12 protein-coding genes and 1 pseudogene are annotated in these 14,123 nt (G+C 60.5%); 5 read left to right on the top strand and 8 right to left on the bottom strand.

Annotation, left to right across the window (positions count from 1 at the left end; translation table 11 throughout):
- Nucleotides 1-149: 149 nt before the first annotated feature.
- The 4 genes from aceE to ACS8YF_RS07200 all read right to left on the bottom strand — a co-directional run bounded on the left by aceE (nt 150) and on the right by ACS8YF_RS07200 (nt 5,322).
- The gene (aceE, locus tag ACS8YF_RS07215) at nt 150-2,840 is read right to left on the bottom strand and encodes a pyruvate dehydrogenase (acetyl-transferring), homodimeric type (protein ID WP_440849538.1); all 2,691 of its coding nucleotides are present in this window, start codon (nt 2,838-2,840) and stop codon (nt 150-152) included.
- A gap of 220 nt (nt 2,841-3,060) precedes the next feature.
- Entirely contained in the window at nt 3,061-3,969 is a 909-nt protein-coding gene (locus tag ACS8YF_RS07210) for a LysR family transcriptional regulator (RefSeq protein WP_440849537.1), read from the bottom strand.
- A gap of 107 nt (nt 3,970-4,076) precedes the next feature.
- Entirely contained in the window at nt 4,077-4,853 is a 777-nt protein-coding gene (locus tag ACS8YF_RS07205; RefSeq protein ID WP_440849536.1) for an RES family NAD+ phosphorylase, read from the bottom strand.
- Between the two features lie 19 nt (nt 4,854-4,872).
- Nucleotides 4,873-5,322 (bottom strand): hypothetical protein, encoded by a 450-nt coding sequence (locus ACS8YF_RS07200; protein WP_440849535.1) that lies wholly within the window; start codon nt 5,320-5,322, stop codon nt 4,873-4,875.
- 141 nt (nt 5,323-5,463) lie between these two features.
- Here ACS8YF_RS07200 and ACS8YF_RS07195 point away from each other — a divergent pair.
- Nucleotides 5,464-5,712 (top strand): annotated as a pseudogene (locus ACS8YF_RS07195) (transposase); the annotation flags it as partial.
- 211 nt (nt 5,713-5,923) lie between these two features.
- On the opposite strand, the gene ACS8YF_RS07190 reads toward ACS8YF_RS07195, so the two are convergent.
- The 4 genes from ACS8YF_RS07190 to ACS8YF_RS07175 form a co-directional block, all read right to left on the bottom strand.
- Entirely contained in the window at nt 5,924-6,274 is a 351-nt protein-coding gene (locus tag ACS8YF_RS07190; RefSeq protein ID WP_440849534.1) for an AzlD domain-containing protein, read from the bottom strand.
- Nucleotides 6,271-6,966: an AzlC family ABC transporter permease gene (locus tag ACS8YF_RS07185; RefSeq protein WP_440849533.1), complete on the bottom strand. Its 696-nt coding sequence runs from the start codon at nt 6,964-6,966 to the stop codon at nt 6,271-6,273. Before ACS8YF_RS07185 ends, ACS8YF_RS07190 begins: the two co-directional genes overlap by 4 nt.
- Nucleotides 6,963-8,930, bottom strand: coding sequence for a helix-turn-helix domain-containing protein (locus ACS8YF_RS07180; protein WP_440849532.1), 1,968 nt, complete (start codon nt 8,928-8,930; stop codon nt 6,963-6,965). Before ACS8YF_RS07180 ends, ACS8YF_RS07185 begins: the two co-directional genes overlap by 4 nt.
- A gap of 516 nt (nt 8,931-9,446) precedes the next feature.
- The gene (locus ACS8YF_RS07175) at nt 9,447-10,328 is read right to left on the bottom strand and encodes a LysR family transcriptional regulator (protein WP_440849531.1); all 882 of its coding nucleotides are present in this window, start codon (nt 10,326-10,328) and stop codon (nt 9,447-9,449) included.
- A 148-nt stretch (nt 10,329-10,476) separates the two neighbouring features.
- On the opposite strand from ACS8YF_RS07175, the gene ACS8YF_RS07170 reads away from it, so the two are divergent.
- The 4 genes from ACS8YF_RS07170 to ACS8YF_RS07155 all read left to right on the top strand — a co-directional run bounded on the left by ACS8YF_RS07170 (nt 10,477) and on the right by ACS8YF_RS07155 (nt 14,042).
- Nucleotides 10,477-10,731 (top strand): hypothetical protein, encoded by a 255-nt coding sequence (locus ACS8YF_RS07170; RefSeq protein ID WP_440849530.1) that lies wholly within the window; start codon nt 10,477-10,479, stop codon nt 10,729-10,731.
- A gap of 20 nt (nt 10,732-10,751) precedes the next feature.
- Nucleotides 10,752-11,375: a LysE family translocator gene (locus ACS8YF_RS07165; RefSeq protein WP_440849529.1), complete on the top strand. Its 624-nt coding sequence runs from the start codon at nt 10,752-10,754 to the stop codon at nt 11,373-11,375.
- 112 nt (nt 11,376-11,487) lie between these two features.
- Nucleotides 11,488-12,441, top strand: a complete 954-nt coding sequence (locus ACS8YF_RS07160) for a restriction endonuclease (RefSeq protein ID WP_440849528.1) — start codon at nt 11,488-11,490, stop codon at nt 12,439-12,441.
- 188 nt (nt 12,442-12,629) lie between these two features.
- Nucleotides 12,630-14,042, top strand: a complete 1,413-nt coding sequence (locus ACS8YF_RS07155; protein ID WP_440849527.1) for an MFS transporter — start codon at nt 12,630-12,632, stop codon at nt 14,040-14,042.
- Nucleotides 14,043-14,123: the final 81 nt, after the last annotated feature.

The following is a 14,123-nucleotide window of genomic DNA, read 5'->3' as shown; positions in this document are numbered from 1 at the left end:
GCCCGCGGAGACCAGCACTTCGATGACTTCGACCGAGTCGAAATCGCCGATATCCGGGACCTTGATTTCCTGCGCCGACATTAAAACCCCATTCAACGAATTACGATGCGTAAAAACTACGTTGGATCTCGTCGTGCATATCGGCTTCGTTAGACCGTCACCGGATCCGGCTTGTCCGGGCTGATGCCGTACTTGTGAAGCGCTTCGGAGACTTTCTCGCGCGGTATCTCGCCTTGATCCGCCAGTGCCTTAAGTGCTGTGACCGTGATCCAGCGTCGGTCGACCTCAAAGAAGTCGCGTAGCGCCGGTCGGGTGTCGGAGCGGCCGAAGCCATCGGTGCCCAGCGTGTAGTAGGGCAGCGGCACGAAACCGCGAATCATTTCCGAATAAGCCTTCATGTAATCCGTCGCGGCGATCGCCGGACCCCGGGCGGCAGCCAATTGAGTTTCGACAAAACTCTCGCGCGGCGCCGACTCGGGATGGAGCATATTCCAGCGCTGAGCCGACAGCCCGTCGCGCTTGAGTTGCGAAAAGCTCGTCGCGCTCCAGACCGTGGCACCGACGTGCCAGTCTTTTTCCAGCAGATCGGCCGCAGCGATTACCTCGAGCAGAATCGTGCCGCAGCCCAGCAATTGCACCTGATGCTCGTGCGCGCTGTTGCCTTCGGAGAATTTGTAGAGACCTTTGACGATCTGGTCTTCCACCCCTTCCGGCATGGCCGGGTGGGTGTAGTTCTCGTTCATCATCGTGATGTAGTAGTGCACGTCCTTTTGCTCGACGTACATTTCCTGCAGTCCGCGATGGATGATGACCGCCATCTCGTAGCAGAAGGTCGGATCATAGGCCTTGCAGTTCGGTACGCAGTCGAACAATACGTGCGAGTGCCCGTCTTCGTGCTGCAGGCCTTCGCCGTTCATGGTGGTGCGGCCGGAGGTCCCGCCCATGAGAAAGCCGCGTGTGCACATGTCGGCGGCGGCCCAGCATAGATCGCCGATGCGCTGATAGCCGAACATCGCATAGAAGGCATAGAACGGGATCATCGTCTTGCCGTGGTTGTAGTACGACGTGCCGGCGGCGATGAAAGACGACATCGAGCCCGCTTCGGTGATGCCTTCTTCCAGGATTTGACCGTCGACGGCTTCCTTGTAATACGCCAGCTGATCGGAATCCTCAGGCGTGAACAGCTGGCCGAACGGCGAGTAGATCCCCATGGAGCGGAACATGCCCTCCATGCCGAACGTTCGCGCCTCATCAGGGATGATGGGGACGAGACGGTCCTTGAGATTCTTGTCGCGCGCCAGTACCTGCAGGATACGAACGAAGGCCATCGTGGTCGCCATTTCGCGGTCGCCGGACCCTTCGAGGATCTTCGAGAAGGCGGACAAGGGCGGGATTTCCAACGCCTCCCAATCCTGTCGCCGCTGGGGCAGATAGCCACCCAGCTCTTGCCGACGGGCATGCAGATACTGCATTTCCTCGGAATCTTCGTCAGGTTTGTAGAGTGGTACGTCGTCGATCTGGTCGTCCGGGACCGGGATCTCGAAGCGATCGCGAAAGGCCCGGATGTCGTCCTGCTGCACCTTTTTCTGTTGGTGCGTGATATTCCGGCCTTCGCCCGAGTCGCCCATACCATAGCCCTTGACCGTCTTGGCCAGAATCACGGTCGGCCGACCGTTCTTGGCATGGACCGCCCGGTGATACGCTGCGTACACCTTGTCGGGGTCGTGACCGCCTCGATTGAGACTCGCGACTTCTTGGTCCGATAACGACGCCACCATCTCTTCGAGTTCGGGATACTTACCGAAGAAGTGTTCGCGCGTGTAGGACCCGCCATTCGCCTTGAAGGCTTGATAGTCGCCGTCGACCGTCTCGGTCATCAGCTTTTCGAGGGTGCCGTTATGGTCTTGTGCCAGCAGCCGATCCCAGGCAGAGCCCCAAATGACCTTGATGACATTCCAGCCGGCACCGCGGAACGCGCCTTCAAGCTCGTCGATGATTTTGCCGCCACCGCGAACCGGGCCGTCCAGGCGTTGCAGGTTGCAGTTGATCACGAAGATCAGGTTGTCCAGACCTTCGCGGGCCGCGAGGCCGATCGCGCCCCGGGACTCGGGCTCGTCCATCTCGCCGTCGCCGCAGAAACACCAGACGTGGCGCCCCTCGGTGTTCTGAACACCGCGGTTGTGCATGTACTGCATGAACCGGGCCTGGTAGATGGCAGTGATCGGCCCGATGCCCATCGACACCGTCGAAAACTGCCAGTAGTCCGGCATCAGCCACGTGTGCGGGTAGCTAGACAGCCCCTTGCCCGTCGATTCGGCACGGAAGTTGTAGAGCTGATCCTCCGTCAGACGACCCTCAAGGTACGAGCGGGCGTAGAACCCGGGGGCGGAATGCCCCTGGAAGTAAACAAGATCACCTCCGTGTTTTTCCGACGGCGCGTGAAAGAAGTGATTGAAGCCGACTTCATAGAGTGTGGCCGCAGACGCAAAGCTGGCGATATGCCCGCCAACGCCCTCATGGATGCGGTTGGCCTGGAGAACCATGGCCATCGCGTTCCAGCGAATGATCGACCGAATCCGCCATTCGATTCGTGAATCGCCCGGCGATTGCGGCTGCTGCTCGGCGGGTATCGTGTTCAGGTAGGCCGTAACAGGGGAAGAAACGATCTCGACACCTGCCCGGCGGGCTCGGTCGAGCAACATTTCAATGAGGAAGTGGGCCCGTTCATGGCCCTCCCGTTCAAGTACCGCATCGAGGGAATCGGCCCATTCGGCGTTTTCCAACGCCGTGTCATCGGATTCGGTAGCCGGCGAAGGGAATGCAAGCACGCTGTCGCTCATGAGTAGTCCTGTAAAACAGAGAACTAAAGGGCGCCAGGAAACCGCGGATGTACGCCGTTATCCTGACAGCCGGAGTTCATCGTATTTTCAGCATGAGCGAGCGGTGCCCGCAATTTATAAAACCGGGAACAAACTTCCCAAATTTGCAAGCAATGAGGGGGTTTATGGGCGGCTGGTTGAGATAGGGCGCACAACTGCTATGGCGAAAGGGATGCGCCAGCTACGTAAACGAGTGCCCCTTGGTCTGGAGCGACTTTTCAATCGCGTTCACAAGTGCCCGGGTTCTGCGTGTAATGTGCTTCCGTTCCGGAAAGACCGCCACGATCTCAAGTGGAGCAGGGCGGAAATCCAGCGGCAGTTCTATCAGATTTCCGGAGCGCAGTTCCGGTTTTATGAATTCGGTCGGGATGATGGCATAGCCGAGACCACGCAGTGCGCCGTTGATCAGCATATTGCTGCTGTCGACCTTGTATTTTGATTGAACGTCGAGGGCGAAGCATGTCCCATCCGGTCTGACAAATTGCCAGGGATTGGAGCGGAGGGCGCTCAAGGTTGAGATGCAGGGCAAAGACGCCATCTGTGCCACTGTTGACGGTTTCCCATACGTCTCTATAAGCGACGGGGCGGCGACGACAGAGCTCTGAATTGTCAGGAGCCGCCGCATTACAAGAGAGCTGTCTTCTGGTGCACCCCTCAGATACGCGATCGAGACATCGATTTCTCGCCGGACCGGGTCGAGGGACTGCATGCTCGTGATGCACTCGAGATCCACCATCGGGTGGTGTCTGGCAAATTCCGACACCACGTCGCTAAGCCAGACGACCCCAAACTCGGTCGGAATCGAGACTTTCATTCGTCCGCTTAGCTGGCCATCTGTCTCACGCAGGATGTTCTTCGCCTCGAGAAGATCATCCATCAATCCCACGGCATAGTCATAGAGAACCTGTCCGCTCGGCGTAAGGCTGCAGTGCCTTGAATTCCGGGATAACAGCCGTGCTTCAAACTCATCCTCGAGCTTGTTGAGTCGCCGACTAATCGTTGAAGTCGGAATACGAAGGTCTTTGGACGCGCCGGATATGGTTCCGTGACGGGCGACTTCTATGAAGGTTGCCAAATTATTTAGATCCACAGTCACTATCCGTTAGCCGAAAGAGGGCATGTCATGCGAGTCGACGGACAAGGCGATATGAACCTGTCCCCGGATATCGAACCCAGCGATACCGTCGCGACGCGTTCTCAGGCCGGCCGGATTGGTGCGCCATCGGGCCCGAAAGAAAATCGCATATGTGCGCCCGCGCTGGTTTGCATGTCGACGGCCGTGGTGGAGGCGGTCATGAACCAATCCCGGACCCGGCGGCGATCGATCGCACGCTGTGCGAGCCGCTGATAGTCGAACAGCGCGATATTGGAGCCGCCCTGAAAGTCTCGTACTGAGGTATAGATGATCCCGTGTGCACCGGCCACGCGCGCGTTCTGAGCAAACAGCTGGGGTGCCGTGTAATCTGAACCGGTTGCGGTCCACGCTGGATCGGTGTCGAACGGCGGCGAGGTCAAATCGGCGACTCGACATCGTTGAACATCGAACGCGATCCGAGTGACGCCGGCCATGGACGATGGTGTGCTCCGCGCCGTGCCTTTCTCGCGGAGCAGGCGGACCTGCCGGTACGCGCGTTCCGCAAGGGCCGTGCGTTCATGAAAACTGGCGTAGAGCACGCCGGCGTTAGAGGCCGCCGTATTGAAGCGGCCGTTGCCTTGGCTCAGCGGATACTTGAAGGTGAAGGCCAGCGCGTTGTCATAAGACGCCAGATCCCGGGATCTACGGGCGGCCTCGCCGCGTGCGGCGCCCTCCCGTGAGCGTCGGATGGCTTCACGGGCATGGCGAGCCGTCTCATCGCTGTCCGACAGGCGGTTCACGACGAGATATTCCGGCGGGAGGATGCGGTAGTACGACGCGGGGTCTTGGTCTTCAAGATGCGGCGTGATAGCAGCGGCAGCCCAATCCTCGGCTGGCATCAGTTCGCCTTGCGGGTTGCTAGTGGACCCGTGATTCGAAATACCGCGTGACATCCACGAGCCCCTCCAGGCGCTGCATGAGATCGATCGGTGGCGCGCCAAGTGCTTCATGGGGGCCGTAGAGGAATTCCCGAACCTGAGCCGGGTGGCCGATCAGGCTGCCGAGCGCATCGATGGTCCGAACCAGCATGACCGCACGCTCATACGCGTCCGAGTTGGCCGCAAGCGAGGCCTGGCCTCGATGTAGTCGGGACACGAATGACGGGCTGACGTGCAGTATGCCCGCGACATCCCGTCCGATCAGGTGGTATTCATCGATGGCGTTACGAACCACGGTCGTGATCGCACTTGCCATCTGATCCGGGGTCGATTGGTTCTCTACGGCAAGCGGGGCGTCGATAAATGAAGCGTAATCCGACGAGATAAAGCCGAGGCTCGCTGACTCGGCGCGACCTTCACTTTGCGTCATGACCATCCTCCTGGGATAAGTCGCCCATGACAATTGCTGAATACACGCTAGCACGAATTCGTTGTTTCACCACGTTATGTCTTGACGCCGTATCGTTCAGTAACCGGGCCAAGTTAGGGGGAAGCATGGGCGCAGGTGTTAATGGCCAGACCCTTACGACTCGAATTCGCCGGCCTGCCGCATCACGTCGCCTCGCGTGGTGATCGCCGGGAAGCTATTTACGAAGACGGCGAGGATCGCGTCGCCTTTTTGAACGTGCTGGCGAGCGTAGCGCGGCGCTTCGGCTGGCTGGTTCACGCGTATTGCTTGAAGGGCAATCGCTATCATTTGCTGATTGAAACGCCGGACGGCAACCTCGCCCACGGCATGCGCTATTCAACGAGTGTATACCCGGCGCACACAGCAAGATTTGACCTTATTTGCCGTGGATTTATCGGCCAGGTCCGACAACCACGAGGGCTTTACACGCGCCAGGCGTTTAACAAGTCTACTCATTCTCTAAAATGCGGCCACGAAACAAATGACGTGTGTATAGCTTGAGCCCGGGCGTTTCTCGGCGCCCAATCGATCGATCACAGCATAACGCAGCAGCAGCCGGTACTCAGCTGCCATAAAACGCAACACCATAACTGCTGCATCCGTAGGCAATAATGCCAGCGATCACGGCGAGGCCGACGCTCCCTGTGGCCCGCAACCCCGCGGCTGTCGCCACGCCGCCGATGCCATATGACAATACGTTGCCCCAGGAGGGCTGGCTCAGGAGTGGCTGGCCAAAGGTAGCCACAGTCAATCCGACCAGAACCGCCGGACCAACGATTCTTATGGTGGGGTGGTCGCCGGAGAGTATCGTGCCCAGTCGGCTGTGGCGGGGAATAAGAAACGGCACGATGCGGCACAATCCGGTCACGAGCGCCATGGCGCCCATGGCAATAAATAACGTCTGGTCGTTCATAGTTGCTTTCGATGGTCGCGTATGAAAGAGACGGTGGCGCTGGCACCGATGGCCGCGAACAAGGCAACCGCGATATTCCCCGCCAGGATCCCGATCAAGGCGCCGGCTGCGGCCGCGATCAGCGGGAAGACGTTATGACGGCCAAGGTTTTCGAGCGCCAGGCTCAGGAATAGGGCCGGCAGTGCGAACCGCAGCGCGTTGACGACCGCAGGCGCGGTATCTTTGAGGACGGTGCCAAGGGCGCCGCCGAAAGCCGTACTCAATACCCATGACAGGTACGCGGCCAGGGCGACGCCGGTGATCCAGGCGGTGAGGTCGCGCGTCGGTTCCGCTTCCCGTTTGACTAGTACGGTCGCGAATACCTCATCGGTCAACGACAGCGCCAGAGGCAAGCGGGCCGCGAGACGTCTGGGGAAGATGCGCCGGATCAGTGAGCCGTAGATGACATGGCGGGAATCGATCAGTGCGCAGAGGCCGACGACATACGGCCAGTGGGTATGGTGCTGCATCGCCGCCAAGAGAATGAACTGACTGCCACCGGCAAAGATGGTCGCGGAGAACAGGATCGGCACGTAGATGGCATAGCCGAAGGTGGTGGCTGCCGCCCCAAAGGTGATCGCGACAGGGATATAGCCCAAGCTGATCGGGGCAGCGGACCGGATTCCGTTCTGTAGGGCCTGCAGTATCGTCATACCGCCTCGAGCGCGAAGACATGCGTGCCGGCATGCCAAGGGTCGCGACCGTGGGTCGCATATATACGGCGGTGAGCGATCAGCTCAAAACCGATTTCGCGGGCCAGATCCAGGAAACACGCCGGGGACGTTTTTTGCTCCACTTCGTCGTCGAGTCCGGCGATGAGCGCTTCGAGCTCCAATGCGTGGAATCGGTAGAACGCGAGTTCGGGGGTCGAGGCGCGGGCAGGCAGATCGAGATGGTGGATCTGACTCAAGAGTCGGCGGGCCTGGCCTGCGGCCACTTCGCCTTTCCCGGCCAGCGCGTTGTACAGCATGCCCGGCACGGTCCGATGGCAAAGCTCAACCAGCGAGATTTCATCCGCTGTGGCCTGGGCTGGATGCGCCCGAACCCGCGTGTCGTGGATATAACGTAGATGATGGGCCAGCAAGTGATCGCGGCGTTCGGCTTTGTTGCCGAATGATGTGATCATTTCGTCGCTGACGCACAGCGTGCCGCCGCTATTCATCCGGCCCCGGATATTGCTCAGAAATTGGGTGGTATCGAGATGATGCGAGGCGCCGATCGAAATCACATGGTCATACTTTGGCGACGCCGGGATATCCGCGATGCCGGCCAGGGCCGTGGTAATCCTTGGGTTATTCTCGAAACGAGTTTCGAGATATCGGTGCGCGGTGCGACTGGGGTTAACGGCGGCAAAATATGTCTCGGGGATCAGTTCGTCGATCATGGCCAGCGGCAGGCCGGAACCGGTGCCAACATCGAGAACAGGCCCTCGGCCGGCGGCGCCAGCGCGATATAAATGCGTGGCCACTTCCACGCATTGGCGCGCATACGCCGGGTGCACCAACTCGAACGCGGCGTCGCTGTCGACATCGATGCGATCCTCGAACGAGACACCCGTATCAAGGCGGCTATCGGCATGCGAGGTCGCGTTTTTCACGCCGACGTGGCTGGGCGCGGTCGGGTAACCGGCATTCGTCAGGATTTCGGCGGCCAGCGTCGAGACGCAGATCGCCGGTGCCGCGGCCTGCTCTCGTAGTGCGGCTAGCTCCGCTTCACTCAGCCACCGACGCCGCGCGGCGCGATTCGAGAGTTCAATGGCCTTGGCCAGAGACGGCGGGTAGTCGCCCTTGGGGATGCGTTCATGCGTCCCGGCGCTGGAGAGCACGATAATCTCCGGATTCTGGTTGCCGGCATAGGTCAGCGACATGCCCGGCTCGGTCTTGGACTCGGGGCCGAGGTGTGACTCCAGCGTCTCGAACGCCTCGGCAAAATCGAGCGCACAGTCGGTCAAGCGAACACGCCCGAATGGGATTCCGTGCTTGGCATCGACGCACAGGCGCGTGACGAGGTCGGATACGCCCGACCAGCCTTCGTTCGATGTCGGCCAATCAAGGCGTATGGCGTGGGTATCTTTGCAGGTCGCGCGCTGATCGGGGTAGATGACCGACACAATCGCATGTGCCCCACGCTCGCCGGCTCGGTAGACGTGGTCGTCGTCAGCCTTGAAGGTTTTCGCTTGACCGGCGTATAGCATGGCGCGGTCATCTAGTCCGCCGACGATGAGCGCGCCGCTTAACACAAGCACGTGTTCGGTGACGCCTGTCGCGTGCGCGTCGGCCTCTCGAACCGCGCCGTGAGCGAGCTTCATCGAGAACGTCTCGATCTTGCGGTCGGAATCTTCAAAATTGATCAGCTCGACCGACACCCCCTCGGATGTCGAAGACTGCGGCGGCGCGTTGCCGACGAGATCGCCGTAGCCCACATCCAAGACCTGGGCCAACTGCCACAGCGTTTCGATCGTCGGGTTGCCTTGGCCACGTTCCAGGTTCGACAAGGTCGATTTGCCGATACCCGTGAGTTCAGAAAGCCCCGTTAACGTGATCTCCCGTTCGGTGCGGAAGGTCTTGATGTTACGCGCGATCTGGTCGTGGATTTTCTGGTTGTTTGCCGGGCTCAAAGCGAAGCTCTGGTAAGATCTGTCGGTGTGGTTATTCCAATATAGTGGAATAGATGCCGGCCTGACAACAACAGGATCGTGCCGGTAGCTCGGTGTTTGCGCCGAGTTGGGTTAAGCACAACACCACGGAATCGTCATCGATTGCGGGATCGGCAAAGCAAGGGGAGGTGCCAGCAGGATTGTTCCATTATAGTGGAAGTAAGTCAGCATATGGCACGCTGGGTAAGTGCGCCGCCCGATTGGACTCGCCGGAGCATTTCATCGTTGCCAGCTTGTCGTCTCGACCCGGCGAGGCGTTCTCGGCGCGGCAGGACACCAGTTGGCGTTTCCGGTGATCCCGGGGTGGTTTAATTTCAAAGGCGGCAAATGAGATGCGCGCGGAACTGGGTCTGGCCGCTGTTGGAAAACGAAGCGCCATCAAGTGCAGCGCATCGATATCACTAAAGACGTGGCGTTGGGCTTGTTCTGTGCATGCGCAGCACGGCTGCCCTTCATTCGTGCGTTGAGCTCGGAACGTCAGGCGCCTGGCATTGGGTTGTCCGCTGTTTGGCGCAACGCCGCCACCAGCCAATGATGGAACGCAATCTTTCGTTCGTCGGAATCGATCGGGGCGGCGGATAGGAGCCAGTACGATGAACCGTCGGCGATAAAACCCATGGGGGCTTCCAGTTCTCCGGCGCTAATCTGGTCGGCCACCATATAGACCGAACCGACAGCGACGCCCAGCCCGGCCCGTGCGGCTTGGAGGCTGAGGTAGAAATGCTCGAATTCGAGCTCTCGATCCACCGTCCACGTCTGTTGCAAGCGAGCACGCCACGGGCGCCACGCCGAGGGCCGCGATGTCGTATGAAGCATGGTGCGGGCGGCGCTCGTTGAATGAACCATCGCCGGTGACGCCACAATGCCGGTAATCTCATCGGCGACGCGGCAGGCGAAGACTTCCGGCCCCCATTCGAAGTCGTCTCGCCGTAGCGCGAGATCGATCGCGCTCGCCTGAAAGTCCACTGGCCCGCCCGACGCGAACAGGTGCAGCGTGATGCGCGGATGCTGGGCGTAGAAGTCTGGCAGACGGGGGATCAGCCACTGCATCGCTATTGTCGGTTCGCAGGACACCACCAGCGGTTTATCCGCGGTGACGGGCTGCTCGAATGTCGTCAACGCGCTCGAGAGCGTATCCAGAAGATTCTGACTGACGCGATATAGCTCGACGCCTTTGGGCGTCAGGCGCACGGCGTGGTGCTCGCGATCGAAGAGTGGGGTGCCGAGTTCACGCTCCAGGTCGCGGATTCGCTTGCTCACGGCACCGGGCGTCACGAATAAGCGATCCGCTGCGGCCGTCATGCTATGGGCTCGGGCCACGGTGACGAATACACGCAGGGCGTCAAGAGATCTGATCATGCGGCGTTTCCTGGCCCTGGCTGGTGCCGTGAGAAAAAGTCTCACATCAGTGTGAAAAAAAGTCGTTTCTCAGCCAAGTGTCTTTTGTCCGATTGTGTCGGCATGAGCCGATGCAATGCCCGGAAACGCACGGGCCAGGAGGGCAAGCATGTCGACTTTGCAGGAAGCCGCAGCAAGACGTTGTCTCGAGGGCCGCATTTTCCCCGAGATCGATATCGAAGATCCATGCCGCAGCGTCGCGCGATACAACCATCGTTTCGTCGACGGCTCCAAAACGACTCAACTGCCCACCCGCCTGGGGGCCCATGCGCCAACCCCCGACGATCTTGGGGGTGAGCGGCCCGCGGTGTTCGGGTGGCGACGTTCCGCAAGGACTTCTAACAGGAGCGTGGCGTTCGCCTGACGGGCGTCGCGTACATATTGATGATCGATGCCAATTATTGGCCCATGCTCGGCACCGTCATGTTAATCGCGGTGGGCATGGCCATCAGCCCCGGGCAGGATTTTGCGCTCGTCAGTCGAAACGCGATGGTGTATTCGCGCCGCGCCGGTGTCTGGGCGAGTTTTGGGATCGCAACGGCGGTCTGGCTTCACGTCGCATATTGCATCACCGGCGTTGCCTTGCTTGTGGCCAGCTTCCCCCGGCTCTACGTGGTGATCCGCTGGACCGGTGCCGCCTATCTCGTTTATCTCGGCATTCAAAGCCTTTTCAGATCGACCGCACACCCGGAAGAAACGCCGGCTCATCAGTCCGATATAACAGACCGGTCGGCTTTTGGTGCGGGTTTTTTATGTAATGCGCTCAATCCGAAAACTACGCTGTTTTTCCTCAGCATATTCACGCAATTGATTAAACCCGCAACGCCGATAAGCATTCAATTATTGTGCGGATTGATCATTTCTCTCGCCCACCTGGCTTGGTTCGGTAGCGTTGCGTTCTGGCTGTCCACCCCACGGCTGCAAGCCGCCATATGGCGATTCAAACCGTGGATCGAAAGGGCGGTCGGCACTGTTCTGATATGCCTAGCCGCGCACTTGGTTTATTAATCGTCATCAATCCTATCTCGCTGATGAGTCAGTCAATACGGCCGCGTCGGGGTTTGTTGTCATATCTCTGGCTTGGGCCTATATTTCGTTAAAAGGATAGGCGACGGGCGGCATGGCGCGGGGGAGAAGACGAAAGCAGGCCGGTGGCCTGGAAGTAATAGCCGGCGCGCCTTGGCCGATCGGTTTTGCTCTGGGCCTTGTTGGGTTCGTGGTCATCCGTTATGGCACCGCCCTTGCGCTGTCGGGTACGGGCAATCCTTACCTGGCACCCACGGCAGAGCTGCTTCGCGGTGGCGCGCTTGCGGGACTGGCGTGGTTGTTTCTTGGCGTCTGCTGGTTCGCGGCGCTGATGTCGTTTGTGCGGCAGCGGTTTTCATCGCCATCGGCGACGGCCAAGAAGCCACCCGCCAAGCGCAGCACGCGGCGTCGTGGCAACGCGCCATCGTCGGCCTACAGACGAGAGGCGCCGTGGGTGTTCGTTGATGAGTCGTCTCGTACGCCCACCCATGCGGCGTCCAGCCAATCGAATGAACCGGCGCCGGTGACGCCGGAGAACATCGCCAATCTGAGCTGGCTGCAGTTCGAGCAGTTGATTGCGGCCAGTTTTCGCCGGAAAGGCTTCTCGGCAGAGCTGACGGCCGAGGGGGCAGACGAAGGCATCGATATCGTCTTGCGAGAACGCGACAATATGCTGCTGGTGCAATGCAAGCACTGGGCGGCGGTGTCGGTAGGCGTGAATGTGGCGCGTGAGTTGTTTGGTGTGATGCACGCCAAGGGGGCTCGCAAGGCGATATTGGCGACCTCGGGCCGGTTGACGCCGGACGCGCGGCGATTCTGTAACGACAACGCAATCCACTGTATCGACGCGGGCAGTCTGTATTCGTTTGTCGATCCGTCCGCGATGCCGCCGCAACACGAGATTGCTTCCGACCGGCGCGATCTTTGCCCCTTGTGTGGCGCCGCCATGGTGCTCCGGCGCGGGCGCCAGTCCGGGCGCCGCTTCCGGGGCTGCTCGCGTTATCCTGCTTGCAAAGGCAAGCGGTTCGCCGGGGTGGCCGACGGCTGATCGGATAGCCGCTTGCCCGGTGTCCGTGCCGGCGTAACCTGGCACCCAATATCTCCCGGATTCGTGGCGGCCCGTGATCTGATCGCGGGTATAGACCCAGTCGTGAGCGAATTAGCTTGTATCATAGGCCGCCACAAAGCGCCTGACCCTTTGCCTGGATTGAAGCCTATGCCGGAAGCTATCTTTCCGTGAGCCGCCTTTTTTCCGACCAACCCGGCGACGACGGGCTGCCGGGTGCCGAGCGCCGGCTGGCTGTTCTGGTGCTGATCATCGGCACGCTGATGGCCGTTCTCGATGGTTCCATCGTCAATATCGCTCTGCCGACCATTGCCGACGAGCTGCATGCGTCGGCTTCGACCACGATCTGGGTCGCCAACGCTTTTCGCCTGATCAGCGCCATGGGCTTGATCAGCTTTGCCGCGCTGGGTGATGTCATCGGCTATCGAGGCGTGTATCTGTTCGGCCTGGTGGTGTTCACCCTGGCGTCGCTCGGCTGTGCATTGTGCGATGCCATGGTGCCGCTGATCGCCCTGCGCGGTCTGCAGGGGTTCGGCGCGGCCGCGACCTTGAGCGTCGGCCCGGCGCTGTATCGCACCATTTTTCCCAAGCGGTTGCTGGGCTCCGCGATCGGCTTGAGCGCGCTGGTTGTTGCCTCGGGAATGGCTGCCGGACCCTCGATCGGCGGCGGTATTCTGGCCGTGCTGGGCTGGCCCTGGCTGTTCGCGATTAACGTGCCGTTAGGGCTGATCAGTTATCTGATCGCGCGCCACGCCTTGCCGAGAGAAGGCGGCCGGGGCGGCCGTTTCGATATCGTCGGCGCCGTGCTCTCGTCGATATCCCTCGGCGCGCTGGTGCTCGCGGTGGATGGGCTGTCCGGCCAGGGCGCCAGCGCCTGGGCGGCGCCCCTGTTCACACTGAGTGTGGTTGCGGGGGTGTTGTTCATTGTCTGGCAACGCCGGGTCGCGCATCCGTTATTGCCCCTGGATATCTTCCGGTCCCGCCGTTTCTCCATGGCGGCCCTGACGTCTTTTACCGCGTTCACCGCCCAGGGCATCACCTTCATTGCGCTGCCGTTTTTGTTCCAGAGTATCCAGGGTTACAGCCCTTTGATGTCGGCCCTGTTGTTCTCGCCCTGGCCGATCATCGTGATTGCTGCCGGGCCGATAGCCGGGCGCTTGTCGGATCGTTTCAATCCGACGCCGATCTCGACCGTCGGTCTGGTGGTGTTCATGCTGGGCATGGTGTCGCTGGCATTGCTGGGCCCGGCGGCGAGCGTCGCGGATATTGTCTGGCGCACCGCGCTCTGCGGCCTGGGCTACGGCTTCTTCCAGGCGCCGAACAATCACGAGCTGCTCGGCAGCGTCCCCCGCGAACGTAGCGGCAGCGCCTCGGGTATTCTGGCCAGCGCGCGGACCTTTGGTCAGTCCCTCGGCGCGGCGTTTGTCGCGATTGTGCTGGCACGTGCGGCCGAGCAACTGGCACCGGGCGCGGTTGCCATGACGGTCGCGCCGGTACATTTGGCCTTATGGATAGGTGTTGGCATCGGCTTGTCGGCAATCGGCATCAGCGCGGCAAGAATATCGATGCACCGGGCGGGCTGATCGTCCTGTTACGAACCGGTAGGGCAGGTTGTGCATACCGTGCGTGCGGGGCAGGTCGTGGCGGTTACAAGACTGGCGCCT

Source organism: Salinisphaera sp. SWV1 (assembly GCF_052044155.1).
Classification (GTDB): Bacteria; Pseudomonadota; Gammaproteobacteria; order Nevskiales; family Salinisphaeraceae; genus Salinisphaera.
This window is presented reverse-complemented; position numbering and strand designations above follow the sequence as displayed.

Bases quoted from the DNA above. Each gene is read 5' to 3' on its own strand.
- ACS8YF_RS07205 (WP_440849536.1), bottom strand. From the start codon at position 4,853: ATGCCAGCCGAGGATTGGGCTGCCGCTGCTATCACGCCGCATCTTGAA.
- ACS8YF_RS07165 (WP_440849529.1), top strand. From the start codon at position 10,752: ATGATCGATGCCAATTATTGGCCCATGCTCGGCACCGTCATGTTAATC.
- ACS8YF_RS07185 (WP_440849533.1), bottom strand. From the start codon at position 6,966: ATGACGATACTGCAGGCCCTACAGAACGGAATCCGGTCCGCTGCCCCG.
- ACS8YF_RS07175 (WP_440849531.1), bottom strand. From the start codon at position 10,328: ATGATCAGATCTCTTGACGCCCTGCGTGTATTCGTCACCGTGGCCCGA.
- ACS8YF_RS07160 (WP_440849528.1), top strand. From the start codon at position 11,488: ATGGCGCGGGGGAGAAGACGAAAGCAGGCCGGTGGCCTGGAAGTAATA.
- aceE (WP_440849538.1), bottom strand. From the start codon at position 2,840: ATGAGCGACAGCGTGCTTGCATTCCCTTCGCCGGCTACCGAATCCGAT.
- ACS8YF_RS07190 (WP_440849534.1), bottom strand. From the start codon at position 6,274: ATGAACGACCAGACGTTATTTATTGCCATGGGCGCCATGGCGCTCGTG.
- ACS8YF_RS07170 (WP_440849530.1), top strand. From the start codon at position 10,477: ATGTCGACTTTGCAGGAAGCCGCAGCAAGACGTTGTCTCGAGGGCCGC.
- ACS8YF_RS07200 (WP_440849535.1), bottom strand. From the start codon at position 5,322: ATGACGCAAAGTGAAGGTCGCGCCGAGTCAGCGAGCCTCGGCTTTATC.